Source organism: Oxalobacteraceae sp. CFBP 8761, assembly GCA_014841595.1.
In the GTDB taxonomy this organism is placed as follows: domain Bacteria; phylum Pseudomonadota; class Gammaproteobacteria; order Burkholderiales; family Burkholderiaceae_D; genus Telluria.
Window position 1 is genome coordinate 293,294 of sequence record JACYUE010000003.1, and the last position, 16,148, is coordinate 309,441.

The following is a 16,148-nucleotide window of genomic DNA, read 5'->3' on the forward strand; positions in this document are numbered from 1 at the left end:
ACTTCCAGGTAGATCAGGCGACCGATGCTGGGGGCAGGCTGGCGATCTTGTTTTGCAGCCAGCGGTCGACCGATGGGAAAACGAATTTGGACACGTCGCCGCCCAGCATCGCGATCTCGCGCACGATGGTGCCCGAAATGAACTGGTACTGGTCGGACGGGGTCAGGAACAGGGTTTCGACATCCGGCAGCAGGTAGCGGTTCATGCCCGCCATCTGAAACTCGTACTCGAAATCGGATACCGCGCGCAGGCCGCGCACGATCACACGGGCGTCGTGCCTGCGCACGAAATCCTTGAGCAGGCCCGAGAAACTTTCGACCTGCACGTTCGGATAATGGCCCAGCACTTCATTGGCGATTTCGAGGCGCTCTTCAAGCGTGAAGAAGGGACGCTTGTTCCGGCTATCGGCAACGCCGACCACCAGACGGTCGAACAGGCCGGATGCGCGGCGTACCAAATCCTCGTGGCCGCGGGTGAGCGGATCGAAAGTACCTGGATAAACAGCTACAACCATTGCGGCTCCTGTGAAAAATACACCGTGATAGAACGCGCATTATGCCTTAAATACCCGGCATTCGCCCCACGCTGGGGCGGGGTTTGCCCAATGGCTGTGCAGTTTTCACAGCCTTTCAACAACTCATGCCTGCTTTTCTTGCAGCTTGAGCAGATGATAGTAGACCATGCCGGCCTTGTCCGCACGCACCGCTTCCCAGCCTGCCAGCCACTCGGGAACCTCATCACCTTCGGCCAGCAGCGGCGATTCGGCTTCCGCGTACACCATGCCGCCCTCTTTCAGCAGCGCTGTGCACAACGGCAACGTCTTGGCCAGCAAGTCTTGCTGATAGGGCGGATCGAGAAAAATCACGTCGAAGCGCTGGCCGCGGGTGGCCAGGTCGCGCACGAGCGTCAACGCGTCCGCGCGCAGGATGGTGACGTTGGTCGCCTTGAGCTTGTCGCGGTTTGCTTCGAGCTGGCGTACCGCCGGGCTATGGTTGTCGACCATCAGCACCGACGCCGCGCCGCGGCTGGCCGCCTCGAAGCCCAGCGCCCCGGAACCTGCGTACAGGTCGAGCACGGTAGCAGCATCCCAGTCATTGGCGAGCTGGTGATTGATCCAGTTGAAGACGGTTTCGCGTACGCGGTCCGGCGTAGGCCGCAGGCCAAGGGCGTCGACAACAGGGAGCAGGGTTCGTTTGAAGGCGCCGCCAATGATGCGGACCTGGTGCTGCGCCATGCGCGGCGCGCCGTGCGGCTTGGGGCCGGCAGGCTTGGAGTTGATGGACTTTCTGTGCATGGGCGGCACTATAGCATGGGGTTTACATGCGATTGTGCGCCGCCCTCTGCGTGCTTCTTCAGTTACTTATTTACTTGCTTACTTCCCTGCAGCCAGCGCTTCAAGGTCGCCAATCCAGCCCTGGATGCGCTCCTGCGCATGGGCTTTCTGCTGGGGCGTGGCGATCCGGATCGCCGTCAGGATGAACTTGGTGGTGTGATCGATACTGGCGTCATAGAAACCCTTGCGTTCCGGCGAGTCCATGCGGGCAGACAATTCCCGCATCAAGCCTGCGACACGCGCCGACGTCTGTTCGCGGTTGAGTTTCTTTTGCTGGATCTCCGTCAGCACGGCCAGCACGCGGCGCTGGCGGTACTGGCGCTCTTCCAGCCACAGGTTGTTGTCCAGCGGACGCAGATCGGACGCGCGGCGCAGGGTCGCCTCTTGTTCGCTGCTGAAGTTGCCGAACCAGAGTTCCATCTGTTCCATCGACTTCTTGAAACGGGCGCGCTGGCGCTTGTCGACGCTGCCGTCCATGAACTTGCGGCGGTATTCGTCGTTCTTGTCCTTGAACTTGCGCTCCATGTGGGTGATCTGCTCGGGTGTGATCGACATGGCCAGCGTCGTCAGTTCCGGCACGGCGCGCTGGCCCAGGCGATCGGCGCGCACGCGGATTTCGCGGTAGTCGCCGAGCAGGTCGGCCTGGGTCGGGTTGCCGGCCAGCTGCCGCTTGAACGTGCCCAGCAATGCAGCATAGTCACGCAACTCCGTCTTGCGGTGCCACTGGAACACGGCTTTGATATCGCGCTTGGCCACATCCGCTTGTTGACCTTCGAAGTCGACATACGAATTCATCCACCAGTAAAGTAGAGTGTCACCCTGGTTGTACGAGAAGCGAATCGAGCTGCAACCGGCGGCCATGACCGTCATGGCAAGCAGCAGGAGCGCAAACACGCGTCGGAACGCGCCATCGCGCATGCTAAAATTTTTCATATATTCAACTTTTTGAGAACGGCTTATGAACGTTGTGATCCTCGCCGCCGGTATGGGCAAACGCATGCAGTCTGCCTTGCCGAAAGTACTGCATCCACTGGCTGGTAAGCCCCTTTTGCGCCACGTCATCGATACCGCGCGTGGCTTGAATCCGCAGAAATTATGCGTGATTTATGGACATGGAGGCGCAGCGGTGCCAGAGATGGTCGCAACAGTGGCAGAATCCACCGGCAGCACGATCGATACCGCGCTGCAGGAACCGCAGCAGGGCACCGGTCACGCCGTCATGCAAGCCGTGCCGCAACTGGACGATGACCAGCCGACGATCGTGCTGTACGGCGACGTGCCGCTGACCACCGTCGATACGCTGCGCCGCCTGGTCGAGGCCGCAGGTAGCGACAAGCTGGGCATTCTCACCGTCGAGCAAGCCAATCCATTCGGGCTGGGCCGCATCGTGCGTGAGGACGGCAAGATCGTGCGCATCGTCGAAGAGAAAGACGCGACCGAGGCTGAACGCGCCATCAAGGAAATCAACAGCGGCATCATGGCGATTCCGACCCGCCACCTTAAAAAGTGGCTGGCGGCGCTGTCCAACAACAATGCCCAGGGCGAGTATTACCTCACCGACATCGTTGCCCAGGCCGTGGCCGACGGCGTGCCGGTCGTCTCGAGCCAGCCGTCCGGCGAATGGGAAGTGGCGGGCGTGAACAGCAAGGTGCAGTTGGCAGAGCTCGAGCGTCGTCATCAACTGAACATTGCGCACGCACTGCTGGAGCGGGGCGTGACCTTGATGGATCCGGCCCGCATCGATGTGCGTGGCGAACTCATTTGTGGCCGCGATGTCACGATCGATGTCGGTTGCGTATTCGAAGGCCGCGTCGAGTTGGCCGACGGCGTGCGCATCGGCGCGCACTGCGTGCTGGTCAATGCCACCGTTGGCGCAGGTGCCAATATCAAGCCGTTCTGCCATATCGAGGACGCCACGATCGGCGCTGCTTCGCAGATTGGCCCGTATGCGCGCCTGCGGCCGGGTACCACGCTCGGTGAGGACGTCCACATCGGTAACTTTGTCGAGGTCAAGAACAGCACGGTCGCCGCGCACAGCAAGGCCAACCACCTGGCGTACGTGGGCGACGCCACGATCGGTTCGCGCGTCAACATCGGCGCTGGCGTCATTACCTGCAACTACGATGGCGCGAACAAGTTCCGCACCGTGATCGAAGACGACGTGTTTGTTGGCAGCGACACCCAGCTGATCGCACCGGTCACGGTTGGCAAGGGCGCGACGCTGGCTGCTGGCACGACGCTGACCAAGGATGCGCCCGCCGGCAAGCTGACCATCTCGCGATCGAAGCAAGTCACGATCGACAGCTGGAAGCGTCCAGTGAAAATCAAGAAGTAATCCACTGGCCGCGCACAGGCTAACCACAGGAAATGAACAAGATAAACACAGGGTAATACCCTGCTTATCCCATGTTCTTCCCTGTGGTCATCCACATTGTTATCCACAGGTGCTGGCGTGCTTGTCTGGCCCGCTTACACGGCGATGCGCGTCTCGAACTTGCTGCGGTGGGTCGCAAAATAGGTCTTCACGTTACGCACATTGGCGTGCGCCGTGAACAGCCGGTGCGCCAGCTCGTGGTAGGCCGGCATGTCGGCCACTTGCACGATCAGCACGAAATCCGGCCCGGGCGACACGCGGTAGCACTGCAGCACTGCAGCTTCCGTGTCCGCCAATTTCTCGAATTCGGCCATGCGCTCAGCGGCCTGCACGTCGAGCGTGATCTCGACGATGGCGCTCAGGCCTGCCCCCACCTTGTCGGGCGCAACAATGGCCACTTGGCGCTGGATGACGCCGTTGTCCGTCATGGTCTTCACGCGGCGCAGGCACGTGGGCGGCGACACATGCACCTGCTCCGCCAGTTGCGCGTTCGTCTGCGATGCGTCAGTCTGCAGAATGGTCAGAATGCGACGATCGATGTCGTCAAGGACAGGGAGAGCATTGATTGGCATGAAATTTAAGAGTATTTAATGCTGCCATATGAAACAAGATTTCACGGCGTGTTAGTCGTGAAATAATATGACAAATATAGCTGCACACTGTACGCTTATTTCATCGTACTTGCTCTACGATAATACTCATTGAATATTTTTGAAGTGAGGTTAGCCATGTGCGGTATCGTCGGAGCAGTCGCAAAACGCAACATTACCCCTGTCCTGATCGAGGGCCTCAAGCGCCTCGAGTACCGGGGCTATGACTCCTGCGGTGTGGCTGTCCACCTCGACGGCCGCCTGACCCGTTCGCGCTCGACATCGCGCGTGGCTGAACTGGAAGCGCAGGTCAAGGAAGCGCATCTGGACGGCTTCACCGGCATCGCCCACACCCGCTGGGCCACCCACGGCGCGCCGGCATCGCACAACGCCCACCCGCACTTCTCGCCAAGCGAAGACAATGCGCGCATCGCGCTGGTTCACAACGGCATCATCGAAAACCACGACGAACTGCGCGCCGAACTGACCGCCCTGGGCTACGTCTTCATGAGCCAGACCGACACCGAGGTCATCGCTCACCTGGTCGACCACATGTACAACGGCGACCTGTTCGAGACCGTGCAGCAAGCCGTCAAGCGCCTGCACGGCGCCTACGCCATCGCCGTGTTCTGCCGCGAAGAACCGCACCGCGTGATCGCCGCGCGCCAGGGTTCGCCGCTGATCGTCGGCGTGGGCAAGGACGAGAACTTCGTCGCCTCCGACGCGATGGCGCTGGCCGGCACGACCGACCAGATCATCTACCTGGAAGAAGGCGACGTGGTTGACCTGCAACTGGCGCGCTACTGGATCGTCGACGTCGACGGCCGCCCGGTCGAGCGCGAGGTCAAGACCGTGCACGCTCACACTGGCGCTGCCGAACTCGGCCCATACCGCCACTACATGCAGAAAGAAATCTTCGAGCAGCCACGCGTGATCGGCGACACGCTCGAAGGCGTCACCGGCATCATGCCGGAACTGTTCGGCGACGGCGCCTTCGCGGTGTTCAAGAAAATCGACCGCGTGCTGATCCTTGCTTGCGGCACCAGCTACTACGCAGGCCTGACCGCCAAGTACTGGATCGAATCGGTGGCCAAGGTGCCCGTGAGCGTCGAGATCGCCAGCGAATACCGTTACCGCGACAGCGTGCCGCATCCGGACACGCTGGTCGTCACCATCACCCAGAGCGGCGAAACGGCCGACACCCTTGCCGCGCTCAAACACGCGCGCAGCCTGGGCATGGAACACACGCTGACCATCTGCAATGTCTCGACGAGCGCCATGGTGCGCGAATGCAAGCTGGCCTACATCACCCGCGCCGGTGTCGAAGTCGGCGTGGCCTCGACCAAGGCCTTCACGACCCAGCTGGCCGCCCTGTTCCTGCTGACGCTGACGCTGGCCCAGGTCAATGGCCGCCTGACCGATGCCGAAGAAGCCGAACACCTCAAGCAGATGCGTCACCTGCCGGTCGCGCTGGCCGCCGTGCTGGCACTTGAGCCGCAGATCATCGCTTGGGCCGACGACTTCGCCCGCAAGGAAAACGCCCTGTTCCTGGGCCGTGGCATCCACTACCCGATCGCGCTGGAAGGCGCACTGAAGCTCAAGGAAATCTCGTACATCCACGCCGAAGCGTATCCAGCCGGCGAACTCAAGCACGGCCCGCTTGCGCTGGTCACCGAAGAGATGCCCGTGGTCACGATCGCCCCGAACGATGCGCTGCTGGAAAAGCTGAAGTCGAACATGCAGGAAGTGCGCGCGCGTGGTGGTCAGCTGTACGTGTTTGCCGACGTCGATTCGCGCATCACGTCGGGCGATGGCCTGCACGTGATTCGCTTGCCCGAGCACTACGGTTTGCTGTCACCGATCCTGCACGTGGCGGCGCTGCAGTTGCTGGCGTATCACACGGCACTGGCGCGTGGGACCGATGTGGACAAGCCGCGTAATCTGGCGAAGTCAGTGACGGTGGAATAAACGTTCACTGGTAAAAGCACTGTTGTGGACAAACAATAAAGTTTGACAAAAAATAATAAAGTCTGACAACAAATAATAAAGTCTGACAAAGGCCGGCTGGCGTGGCTTTCGGCCCTGGCAGCGGCTTTCAACCGGTGTGTTTGCTCCCTCATGTTGCATGTATCGCGGTTTCAGCGACCACTCGTCGTTTTGTTCGAACATCATGGCGTACAAGTCGGATAATGACCTAGTCATTGGGGAAGATACCAATGACGTTGGTGCGTTGCTTCACCTCGGCATTGATCCGTTTCAGCTAGTTCGTACTGTGAACTGGGTTCGGCATGCCTGGGGGAGGCCCATAAAGGCCAACACTTCTTGTTCGGCGTCGTCCATCTTGTTGGACAGCTTGGGAAATTTGGCCCCCAGCCAGTCGGCCACAGTTCACCATTGGCCACTGGCCTCCTCCGGCGTCTCCTGTACGAAGATGGTATTGATCATGGCCAGCACAGCCTGGCGCTGGCCTTTGCCAGCATGCGCTAGCGCGTTGCGGATGAAGTGGACGTGGCAACGCTGCCATGTTGCCTTGAGCGCGTGCAGGATGCATTACAACAGGCGGTAAGCTGGAATGTAGCTTAAAAACTGCTAACCTAACTATCACACCACCAAAACTCTAAGACGTTCGGTTTGAATCTAGAGCTTTGAATCTCTGAACATTACCATATGTCATTTTTCACAAAGATATATAGGATTTCGCTATGGGAAAGAGACAATTCAAGACCGAAGCGGATATTGCGCGCTTTGTGAAACAGGGGTACGGGCAAGGGGAAGGCTCATCCTACAAACCGTGGCTGCGCGTGCAAGATATTCCATCACTAGGTCGGTCTCGCAAAGCCCCAGGCATAAAATCTGGGCGCATGCACCATTTTTTTTCCGACCTGGAATTTCGCTATTTCCTTCTGCTTGAATTTTCTGACCTGGTGGTAGACATCCGCGAACAGTACCCATTGTTTGCGACATCGAAGGCCCGGGACATCGCTGCGGAAATGGGCATCCAGTATCCGGTTTTTGTAGGTACGCAACTTCCATTTGTGTTGACGTCCGACTTCGTGGTCACACTTCAGGAACCCGGACAAAAAAAACGATTGGCGATCAGAACCTGCAAGTATGAGAAAGACTTTGTTGATCCCAATAGTGGGCTATGGACTATTGATAAGCTTGATCTGGAGCGGGCAATATGGGCCGAAAGCTCTACAACGGACTGGAAGATTGTGACAGAAAAAGTGGGTAGCCAAATCCTCTTCGACAATTTGGAATGGTTACACAGGTCTGCACGGATGGAAGCACCCTTGGATGCTTCGCCAGACCAGCAAAGCCGATTCACGGAGCTCGTTCTAAAAGCGGCGGATGGCGATCGGACCATGGCGTCTTTGGTACGTGCCGCCTCAACGACGACCGGCGTCCCATACCGATCAGGTATGAAACTCTTAAAGCACTTACTCTGGAACAAGAGCATTGTGACGGACATCGCTAGCACCCCGTTGGACCCCACTTTGAAATGCCCGAAACTGTCGATACCGGCCATTCGTGAAACGAACAGGAGGGTCGCATAATGCTAACTGTAAATGCAGTTCTGAAGGCGGTTTTCGCCGAACCGCCGTTTGAGCACCCGATGCGTGTTCTTTGGACAGACCGAGAGATTGACCTGGTCATGTTGTTTGCTCTCAAAGAGCCGTATGGTGTTCCGACGTCGATGCGGCTTAGCGACGTTGAATCAATGCTTGCTGCTGATAAGTTGCGCAAGGTATCGATGCGCCTGCCTTCATTCATGCTGCAAACAGAAGACGAGCTAAGCGATGCCGCCAAAGCTAAGCGAACTCAACTATGGGGTCTGATCGGCCCTATTTTTGCTGACAAGCAAATTTATCTGCCAGGCAAACTTGGGCCCATCATTGCGGCGTACGCCAGCAAGATAAACAAGCCAAAGAAAACGATCTATCGCCTTGTCTACCGTTACTGGGCCTTTGGCATGACGCCAAACGCTTTCCTCGGGAAGTATATTCACTCCGGGGCACCTGGTGTCGAGCGAGAGTACTCGGGCGAGAAGAAGGCGGGGCGTCCTGCCCGCTACTTGGGCGAAGAGAGTCAGACAACAAAAAAACTTACTGAAGACGATAAGCGGATCATCAAAATCGGTTATACGCTGTACAAAAATAATGGAACCCGGCTCATCATTGATGCATACAATAAGATGCTGGACCACTTTTATCGTGTAGAAGTTGCATCTCCAGATGGCAGTTGTGGAGGTGCGCCACTCAAGCAATTGGACCAAGTACCCTCTCCCACACAATTTTCCTATTGGGGTAAAAAATCCTTTGACGCGATGGATGTCATGCGAGGCCGAGAGGGTGAAACCAAGTGGGCGATGGACCACCGGCCTATCGTTGGGAACGCTCATCACGGTTTGCGTGGTCCGTGTCACCGGTTTGAAATTGACGCCACGATTGCGGACGTTTATCTGGTTAGTCGCTTCAATCGCAATTGGATTATCGGCCGCCCGGTTGTATATGTTGTCATTGACGTGATGTCGCGAATGATCGTCGGTCTGCATGTGGGCTTGGAAGGACCTAGCTGGAACATAGCGCGGCACGCGCTATTTAATGCTTTCACTGACAAGGTAGCATATTGTGCTTCCTTCGGGATCGTTATTGATCCAGCGGATTGGCCTTGCGAGCACCTTCCACATGAGGTTGTTGGCGACCGGGGTGAAATGTTAGGTGAGGCTGCGGAGCAGGCGATGCATAAGCTGTCTATCACTCTCGATATTCTTCCACCGTTTCGCGCTGACTGGAAGGGTACGGTAGAAAGCTCGTTCCGTCTCCTGCAAAGCCGTGGCCAGATCCGCTGGATGCCTGGTGGCCTCAAAAGCAGGGAGAAGGAGCGGGGACAACGAGATTACCGTCTAGACGCCACGCTCGACCTCCATCAATTCACGAGCATCATGATCAGGTCTGTGCTGGATTGGAATCATCATAGTCGTGACCCTAAACGTCTTTCAAAGGTCATGATTGGGCAGAACGTTGAGCCCACACCTATCGCGATTTGGAACTGGGCGGCGCAAAACGACTTGATCGAGCCAAATGAGCGAACCCGCGAAGAGATCTATCTGCATCTGCTGCCTCAGGCCCGAGGCTCGGTGCAGGCAGGCGGGATTTACATTAACGGAATGTATTACAACAATGTGCTAGATCCGACTGGAAAGCGTTCGGCGAATGCCAGGGCCAATGGTCGCGAAAGTATCGACATTTGGTCTGAGCCGATGGCTGACCACATCTGGATCAAGGATAGATCCGGCGCCTTTGTGCAATGTCCGCTCCGCTCTACTGAAGCGCGATGTGTCGGTATGCGCACTGAAGAGGTAGTCGATATGCTCGCGATAACTGGGGCGATTTCTCCAGAGAGCCAATATGCCGCGCTCAATAGCAGGGTCGATCTCGCTGGATTCGTGGAGTCTACCGTTGCAACGGCGAGCGCAGCGAAGCAAGAAGGGCAGGCGCCTACATCAGCTGCGGCTGCGGTGGCTGGCATTAAGGGCAATCGAGCCCTGGAGCGCGACATACAGAGAGCCGATGCTTCCGCAGCAGCGCTGGGTGGCAATAGCGAACCATTTGCGCCCGGACCTACGCCTACTCTAGCTCCAGCCAAAAGGGAGTCAAGCGTAACCAGCGAATATGCGGGTGCGAGAGGGGCTGAGGTGATTAGTTTGTTGAGCCGTGCCGGTAGAAATAGGAGCAAATAAGTGGTTTCAATTCAAGCATTTTATGAGGACTCTCCAATATTGGAATACGCCGGTAATCCCTTAATTGAGGCCTTGCCACCTATTTTGTCTGAAGAAGATGCGGGGGAAAGTTTGGCCTCGATTCCCCCTCTACCGGGAGAAGAAAGAGCACTTCCTAAGCATATTCGCATGCATTGCTTAAATCGGATATCGCATCTGATCCAGCCTTTTATGATTCATCTAGAACTGGAAGCTGTCATCTCTTCAGTTCTACGTAGTGGTTACATCGGGAGGAATCCGATGGATGCAGTCACGTGGAGGCACTTGCATTCCATCAGAGGCCAAAGCGGCTCTTCAATTACCAACGTTACAGCCTCAACGTTCAGTTTGATTGGACTGAGTGGAATGGGAAAAACCACTGCGTTGAAGGCGGTCCTGAATATTTATCCACAGGTCATCACGCATACCCGATACCACGGGCGCGATTTTATTCATACCCAGATTGCTTGGTTACGATTTGATTGTCCAAATGACGGATCATTGGTTGGGTTGTGCCAAGCGTTCTTTCGTGCTGTTGATGCCGCGCTTGGCGACGATATTCACGCAACCCATTATCGAACTAAGCGCAGTGTATCGAGTTTGATTCAAGCGATGGAGCAGACGGCGAGCACGTATTTTGTCGGCGCCATCTTCATAGATGAGCTACAGCACCTTAACGCGGCAAAAACGCCGGGTAAGGAAAGCATGCTCAATTTCTTCGTCACGTTAATCAACACCATAGGCATTCCTGTCATATTTGTGGGAACCAACGCTATGGCAAGACTTTTTGCTGATGTTGTCAGGAACGCCCGCAGGGTTTCCGGTCAAGGCGTGTACGATTTCAAACAACCGGATGAGCATGATGAGACGTGGAATCTGTTGCTTGAGACAATGTGGGACTATCAATGGGTTCAAAATCCGTGCGAGTTGACCGATGCGTTAAAAGCCACCATCTATGATTTGACCCAAGGTGTCACTGACTTTCTGGCCCGGTTCATGATCTTGGGACAACGATATGCAATCCAATCGGGCATCGAGCAACTTGATGCGACCGTTTTTAAACATATAGCTGGCACCAAGATGAAGTTGTTGTTGCCAGCGATCGAGGCTTTACGAAGTAAAGATCCAGCCAAGATGAGCCAGTTCGAGGATTTGTTACCGCTAGACGATCAATTGGAAAAAATCATGCAGGACGATCTCTATGTCGTTCCTACCGCCATCTCAATCTTACGCGCACAGCAGCAGAAAAGGCTCGGGGGTACGGCAACAACTGCCGATTCGGAATCAGCTGCCAATAAAACCGCCGCTGCGCAGCAGAGCTCCGTTGGTGATAAGTACGCTGATTCTTCAAAAAAGGCTAGCTCTGCCGCACCAATGAAGGTGGCCCGTGTGATACCCATGTCGACGAAAATACCGACCGCCTCGCAAGCGACGAATGTGCTGAGCGCCGCTGGCTGGCTGGTCAGTGATCCATTTGAGTTTGAGCCTGCGTATATGACCGCATAGAAGATGGAGCGGCTATGTTACGTTACTTTCCTGCCTCATTTCCGGATGAAACGTTATATAGCCGCCTGTGCCGTTACCATCGTCTTTCCGGTTATGAGGTTGACCGGGTGTCGCTGCATGAGTTAATCGGTGGACACACGCATGTCGTCGTTTCGGATTTACCAAGCAAATTGGACACATTAGTGTCCAGGCTCCCGAACGAGGCCAATGTCAGCGTGGACGACATTGCTTCTAACAATACGCTCTTGGCTTTTTATACGGCCTTTATGCCGGCACGACGTGCGGATTCGGTATATGCAGCCATGCGTGGTGACAGCGCCTCTGGCATCAAGATGTCCATCGGCTTAATAGCAAGCCGCTTGGGAGGCCATAACCAACTGAGATTTTGCCGGAGCTGTGCGCAGGAGGAATACTTCACCACTGGCCAGCCTTACTGGCATCGCGTCCACCAATTGCCTGGAGTGCTCGTATGTCCTGTCCACAAGCAAACACTCTGCGCGCTAGCCGCTAAAACGATTGAGCTCAATAGCCATAAGCTGCTCCTGCCGGACGATACAGCCATAGCGGGCCACTTTGACGACATTCGCTTGTCCGACATACAGCAGGAAACCGCTTTGCGACTTGCTCTACTGAGCGGTGACGTGTTACATGGCTGTATGCAGACCAAGGGACCAGAAGGCATCCACCGCCTGCATCGTTCAAGTGCGGCTGCGCATGGCCTCATCCGTGCCAATGGCAGAATACGCATTGACAACCTGGATCAATTGATCGGACTTTATTGCAATTGCTTGCCGATGAATGTCGAATTTAGTGTGGTGCGATGCAGGCTTTTTGACTGCGCGCTCAAGCTGTTAAGAAAGCCGCGGGAAGCAATCGTCCATCCCATGCTGCATATCGTTCTGATGGACTGTTTGCGTTGTGTTGAGGACCGGCCTAACCTTCAATGTGCTGAAGCAGTGCCGGACATGCCGCTTACCTCACGTGCACGCAAGATAATTGATCTGTCAGTACTGGCTGAAAAATTGTCTTGCCAAGGAGCGACCTTATCTGGCGTTGCTGGCGTGATGGGGATCAGCGTGACGACAGCGGCTGTCGAGGCTGCCCGCGCCGGAATCAGGGTTTCCAAGCGTCCCAAGCACCTTACCGCGGAGCGTGTGACTGATGTCGGAACCTCCCTGAGGCTTGGGCTATGTATCGAAGAGGTGGCACAGAGACATGCAATTTCTATCGTGTCGGTGTATCGGATCTTGCGTATGGATGCGGCGTTGGCGCAAGAGTATGAAGCAAAGCTGTTCGCATTGCTAAGAGAGCAATATCGACTGCGGTATATGGATTCACGATCTGACAAAGCCGCCTATGCTTGGCTGCGCAGGCATGATGGGCTGTGGCTGACAGAGCAACTCAAAACATCCCCAGCCATGCGGGCTAGGAAAAGCTGCGTGGATTGGCGTCGGCGTGATACAGCACTTGCTCGCCAGATTTTTGAGATCGAAGCGCAGCTACGCAGCATGCCGGGTAAGCCGACATATATCAGTGAGACAAAGCTAAAAAGGCTTACTTCCATGGCTGACACAATCGAGCACAGCTTGCCCAATCTCCCATTGACCGAAGCAGCGCTTAAAACGTGCGCTGAATCTGCACAAGCTCACCAACGCCGGCGCATTATGTGGGCTTATTGCGAGTTGAAAAAACGGCCTGACTTCCGCCACCAGCTATGGGAAGTGCTGCGGCTTGCTGGAGTACGGAAATTGCATCCCTCTAACGAAGCACTGGCCTGCACGCTCCTTTAAGTTGTGCTTCTACCCATCCCGTCGATGCCGTGCCTTCATCTCCAAAACGTGAGGATTTAGATTGGCGATCCATGCACTCGGGCTCTTGCCAGAGCGGATAAATCGCGATACAGCGGACGCCACTTCAAGAGTGGAGTGGTTCCTCTCAAGATGTTCGGCAATACCGATGGTCAGATTATGGCTTGGTAGCCTGCCACCCGATTTTCGTTGAAATACGCTGTGGTCGATATGCATTTGAAAAAACTGGATCAAGCGTGATGCCGGTGTTTCGTAAGTCCTGCGCTGGAAGACACGGTGAGCCATTTTTGCAAATTCCTGGTCGCGTATATTATCGTGGCCGCTGGTCCCCAACGCTAATGGTTTCCAACCGCATTGACATGGGAGCATCGGCACCGAGCAGAATTTTCCAGCAATTCGGAAAGGTTCCTCGCAGCGCGGGCAAGTATCAATGAGCCTGGTGCCGTGCTTCCAGCAGACTTTGACGCCTGGTAGTTGATGCGATCGATGGAGATAAGGCAGTTGATCGGCTGCGCTTTCGTCAGCAGCGCATCTTAAGCATACGTTACTTTCGGCAAATTTCGGATCTGGATACTCCCAATCGGGCGCTGTCAGTACTGGCATGACGAGAGCCACGAAACTATTCAATTCAAGAAGCTGACCCAGCCGTACATGCGGCGGCCCAGGCAGGCGCCGTACCAACGCACTTAGGGCGAAAGGTGCAGCGTCGGTGAAGTTCATTTCGTTGCTCGGTACGCTGAAAAGGGAGATAAATGTCTTCTCGTGATTGGGTTCGGCCGAGAGCAAATGGTAGCGAGAGACTCTTCCGTAAAGTGTCTCACCGGGAAATGATTCTGGAAAAAACGGGAGCCTGGAAACTTTGTGATTCACAGCATGACTCATGTAGCAGAGGGGTATGATAGCATACGCTACCGTAACGGGCTCGAAGCCCGCCGTCAAATACGCGCTTCCGCCATTGCCATGGTATCGCAGCGATTGACTAGGAGTTTCATACACGATGTTATCAGGCCCCGTGGTTTCGATGCTCAAATACATGCCAGGCTGATCTGTGACATTTTGATAGAATTTGCTGAGCGTCAACAAGTACAATACTGCCGCGATCACTTAAATTTAATTCCCTGAGTTATGCGGGAGCGCTGCTATCTGCTTCGATCCATTCCCACCTATCGGTTTATGAAACCTAACTCACTAGTGCCAAGTGCCGAGACGGCCATACCAGAACCTTCACAGCCCAGTGAAATGATTACGGCACTAGCGGTTGCGACAGGAACCCCTATTAGTCCATTGATTAGATTGACGACCTGGGATGAGGATACTTGGGAGGACTTTACCCTTGAATTTGTTTCCTGCATTAAAGACAAGTATGTGAAGGTTGTTCGGTGCGGTGGTGGCGGCGATATGGGGCGAGATGTAATCGCCTATACCGCGACTGGCTGGGTAAATTACCAATGCAAACACTATAACGATAAGTTAAGTGTGGCTGATGTCGCTCTAGAGGTAGGTAAACTCATCTATTATAGCTATATTAACGAATATTATCTTCCGGAAGAATACTATTTTGTTTCACCGAAAGGAAGTAGTACTCATCTAATTAAAGTTATTAATGACAGGACTGGAAAGAGCCTGAAGCTAGAAATTCTAGATCGGTGGGAAAAGTCGATCAAAAATAAGATCACGTCAAAGACTGAAGTGGAGCTAACCGCCGACTTACGAAAGTATATCGAGGAATCCGTTGATTTCACTATATTCGATGATATTCCTCCAATCAGATTGATCGAGTTACATAGATCGACGCCATATCACGAGATTCGATTTGGAATTTATTCACGAAAGCGCCCAACGCCAGCGGCAGCTCCTCTGGATGTTGACTGGGGGGTTGAGCAGACGTATGTGCAGGCGCTTTTGGACGCATTCTCTGATTATAAAAAATTCCCTGTGGACGTGGCTTCTTTATCGGGACATCAGAAACTGAACATAGAATTTAACAGCGCACGGAACAATTACTTTTGTGCCACATCGCTTGATTTATTTTCTAGAGATTGGTTGCCGCCAAGTAGCTTCCAAGAACTTAAGGAAGAGTGTTATGAGGCGATATCACCTACAGTTAACCTTACCTATGCAGAAGGCTATACTAGGTATTTGAAAGTATGTGAGGCCACTTCAAAGATATCATACGAATCCCACCCCCTAAAATTCTATATGAAGATCCAGGACAAAAAGGGTCTAGTGCATCACATTGTTAATGATAATAAATTTGTATGGAAAAATGATGAGTGACAATTTTCCTATATCAATTTTCAATAGCAGAATCGAGCTTGCAACTCGAGCTAGCTTCATTTTGACCTGCTTCTCTGAACGAGCATTGGATCTTGATAGGCTAGTGTTCTTTGACTATGTTTTATTATATTCGAAAGAATTCGGTGGCCCCTTAAATCTTCATACTGATCTACCAAACAAAGTAGCTGAGATTATTCGTAGAAGAGAAATTCTTCCTGCTGCGTTAAAATTGTTTATTAGCAAGGGTCTAATTTCGTCTGTGGCGAACTTTGATGGAGTTTTCTTTAAGGCATCCGAGAATACCCCGCAATACGTCGGTTGTCTTAAATCTGAATATTTTAGAAATTTATGGACTAATCTGTTTTGGTTAGAAGAAAATTTTGATCTAATCGATAGTCAGCGTATTGGTTATATTCACAGGTCTTTCCAAAAAAATGATAATTAAGTCTATTGAAGTAGTTGGCGAAAACGTTAGACCGGCAGTCCTTTATTTTTCTAA

At 54.2% G+C, this 16,148-nt stretch carries 14 protein-coding genes; 8 read left to right on the top strand and 6 right to left on the bottom strand.

The window, feature by feature from the left end; genetic code table 11:
• Positions 1-13: 13 nt before the first annotated feature.
• The 3 genes from coaD to IFU00_19270 all read right to left on the bottom strand — a co-directional run bounded on the left by coaD (position 14) and on the right by IFU00_19270 (position 2,251).
• Positions 14-514: a pantetheine-phosphate adenylyltransferase gene (gene coaD / locus IFU00_19260; protein ID MBD8544419.1), complete on the bottom strand. Its 501-nt coding sequence runs from the start codon at positions 512-514 to the stop codon at positions 14-16.
• Between the two features lie 123 nt (positions 515-637).
• Positions 638-1,234 (bottom strand): 16S rRNA (guanine(966)-N(2))-methyltransferase RsmD, encoded by a 597-nt coding sequence (gene rsmD, locus IFU00_19265; protein MBD8544420.1) that lies wholly within the window; start codon positions 1,232-1,234, stop codon positions 638-640.
• Between the two features lie 138 nt (positions 1,235-1,372).
• Positions 1,373-2,251 carry a hypothetical protein gene (locus IFU00_19270; protein ID MBD8544421.1) on the bottom strand — a complete coding sequence of 293 codons (879 nt, stop codon included), beginning with the start codon at positions 2,249-2,251 and terminating at the stop codon, positions 1,373-1,375.
• 40 nt (positions 2,252-2,291) lie between these two features.
• On the opposite strand from IFU00_19270, the gene glmU reads away from it, so the two are divergent.
• A complete protein-coding gene (glmU, locus tag IFU00_19275; GenBank protein ID MBD8544422.1) occupies positions 2,292-3,668 on the top strand; it encodes a bifunctional UDP-N-acetylglucosamine diphosphorylase/glucosamine-1-phosphate N-acetyltransferase GlmU in 1,377 nt (458 codons plus the stop codon).
• Positions 3,669-3,802: 134 nt separating this feature from the next.
• Here the strand turns inward: glmU and IFU00_19280 are convergent, their stop codons facing one another.
• Positions 3,803-4,279: an Lrp/AsnC family transcriptional regulator gene (locus IFU00_19280; protein MBD8544423.1), complete on the bottom strand. Its 477-nt coding sequence runs from the start codon at positions 4,277-4,279 to the stop codon at positions 3,803-3,805.
• A 156-nt stretch (positions 4,280-4,435) separates the two neighbouring features.
• Between IFU00_19280 and glmS the strand changes: the two genes are divergently transcribed.
• Complete coding sequence (gene glmS, locus IFU00_19285; GenBank protein ID MBD8544424.1) at positions 4,436-6,265, top strand: glutamine--fructose-6-phosphate transaminase (isomerizing); 1,830 nt, start codon at positions 4,436-4,438, stop codon at positions 6,263-6,265.
• A 420-nt stretch (positions 6,266-6,685) separates the two neighbouring features.
• Here the strand turns inward: glmS and IFU00_19290 are convergent, their stop codons facing one another.
• A complete protein-coding gene (locus IFU00_19290) occupies positions 6,686-6,844 on the bottom strand; it encodes a transposase (protein ID MBD8544425.1) in 159 nt (52 codons plus the stop codon).
• Between the two features lie 155 nt (positions 6,845-6,999).
• Here IFU00_19290 and IFU00_19295 point away from each other — a divergent pair, with 155 nt between their 5' ends.
• The 4 genes from IFU00_19295 to IFU00_19310 are packed head-to-tail and all read left to right on the top strand — an operon-like array spanning position 7,000 to position 13,354.
• Positions 7,000-7,854, top strand: coding sequence for a heteromeric transposase endonuclease subunit TnsA (locus tag IFU00_19295; GenBank protein ID MBD8544426.1), 855 nt, complete (start codon positions 7,000-7,002; stop codon positions 7,852-7,854).
• Entirely contained in the window at positions 7,854-10,040 is a 2,187-nt protein-coding gene (locus IFU00_19300) for a DDE-type integrase/transposase/recombinase (GenBank protein MBD8544427.1), read from the top strand. Before IFU00_19295 ends, IFU00_19300 begins: the two co-directional genes overlap by 1 nt.
• On the top strand, positions 10,041-11,564 hold the full coding sequence (locus IFU00_19305) for an ATP-binding protein (GenBank protein MBD8544428.1): 1,524 nt from the start codon (positions 10,041-10,043) through the stop codon (positions 11,562-11,564).
• A 14-nt stretch (positions 11,565-11,578) separates the two neighbouring features.
• A complete protein-coding gene (locus IFU00_19310; GenBank protein ID MBD8544429.1) occupies positions 11,579-13,354 on the top strand; it encodes a TniQ family protein in 1,776 nt (591 codons plus the stop codon).
• A gap of 9 nt (positions 13,355-13,363) precedes the next feature.
• Here the strand turns inward: IFU00_19310 and IFU00_19315 are convergent, their stop codons facing one another.
• Positions 13,364-14,401, bottom strand: coding sequence for a TniQ family protein (locus IFU00_19315; protein MBD8544430.1), 1,038 nt, complete (start codon positions 14,399-14,401; stop codon positions 13,364-13,366).
• Between the two features lie 144 nt (positions 14,402-14,545).
• Between IFU00_19315 and IFU00_19320 the strand changes: the two genes are divergently transcribed.
• Positions 14,546-15,649, top strand: a complete 1,104-nt coding sequence (locus IFU00_19320; protein MBD8544431.1) for a hypothetical protein — start codon at positions 14,546-14,548, stop codon at positions 15,647-15,649.
• Positions 15,642-16,094 carry a hypothetical protein gene (locus IFU00_19325; protein ID MBD8544432.1) on the top strand — a complete coding sequence of 151 codons (453 nt, stop codon included), beginning with the start codon at positions 15,642-15,644 and terminating at the stop codon, positions 16,092-16,094. The genes IFU00_19320 and IFU00_19325 overlap by 8 nt, the downstream gene beginning before the upstream one ends.
• Positions 16,095-16,148: the final 54 nt, after the last annotated feature.

Coding starts and splice junctions, on each gene's coding strand:
- IFU00_19280 (MBD8544423.1), bottom strand. CDS start 4,279: ATGCCAATCAATGCTCTCCCTGTCCTTGACGACATCGATCGTCGCATT.
- glmU (MBD8544422.1), top strand. CDS start 2,292: ATGAACGTTGTGATCCTCGCCGCCGGTATGGGCAAACGCATGCAGTCT.
- IFU00_19300 (MBD8544427.1), top strand. CDS start 7,854: ATGCTAACTGTAAATGCAGTTCTGAAGGCGGTTTTCGCCGAACCGCCG.
- IFU00_19295 (MBD8544426.1), top strand. CDS start 7,000: ATGGGAAAGAGACAATTCAAGACCGAAGCGGATATTGCGCGCTTTGTG.
- IFU00_19325 (MBD8544432.1), top strand. CDS start 15,642: ATGAGTGACAATTTTCCTATATCAATTTTCAATAGCAGAATCGAGCTT.
- IFU00_19320 (MBD8544431.1), top strand. CDS start 14,546: ATGAAACCTAACTCACTAGTGCCAAGTGCCGAGACGGCCATACCAGAA.
- glmS (MBD8544424.1), top strand. CDS start 4,436: ATGTGCGGTATCGTCGGAGCAGTCGCAAAACGCAACATTACCCCTGTC.
- IFU00_19270 (MBD8544421.1), bottom strand. CDS start 2,251: ATGCGCGATGGCGCGTTCCGACGCGTGTTTGCGCTCCTGCTGCTTGCC.
- rsmD (MBD8544420.1), bottom strand. CDS start 1,234: ATGGCGCAGCACCAGGTCCGCATCATTGGCGGCGCCTTCAAACGAACC.
- coaD (MBD8544419.1), bottom strand. CDS start 514: ATGGTTGTAGCTGTTTATCCAGGTACTTTCGATCCGCTCACCCGCGGC.
- IFU00_19310 (MBD8544429.1), top strand. CDS start 11,579: ATGTTACGTTACTTTCCTGCCTCATTTCCGGATGAAACGTTATATAGC.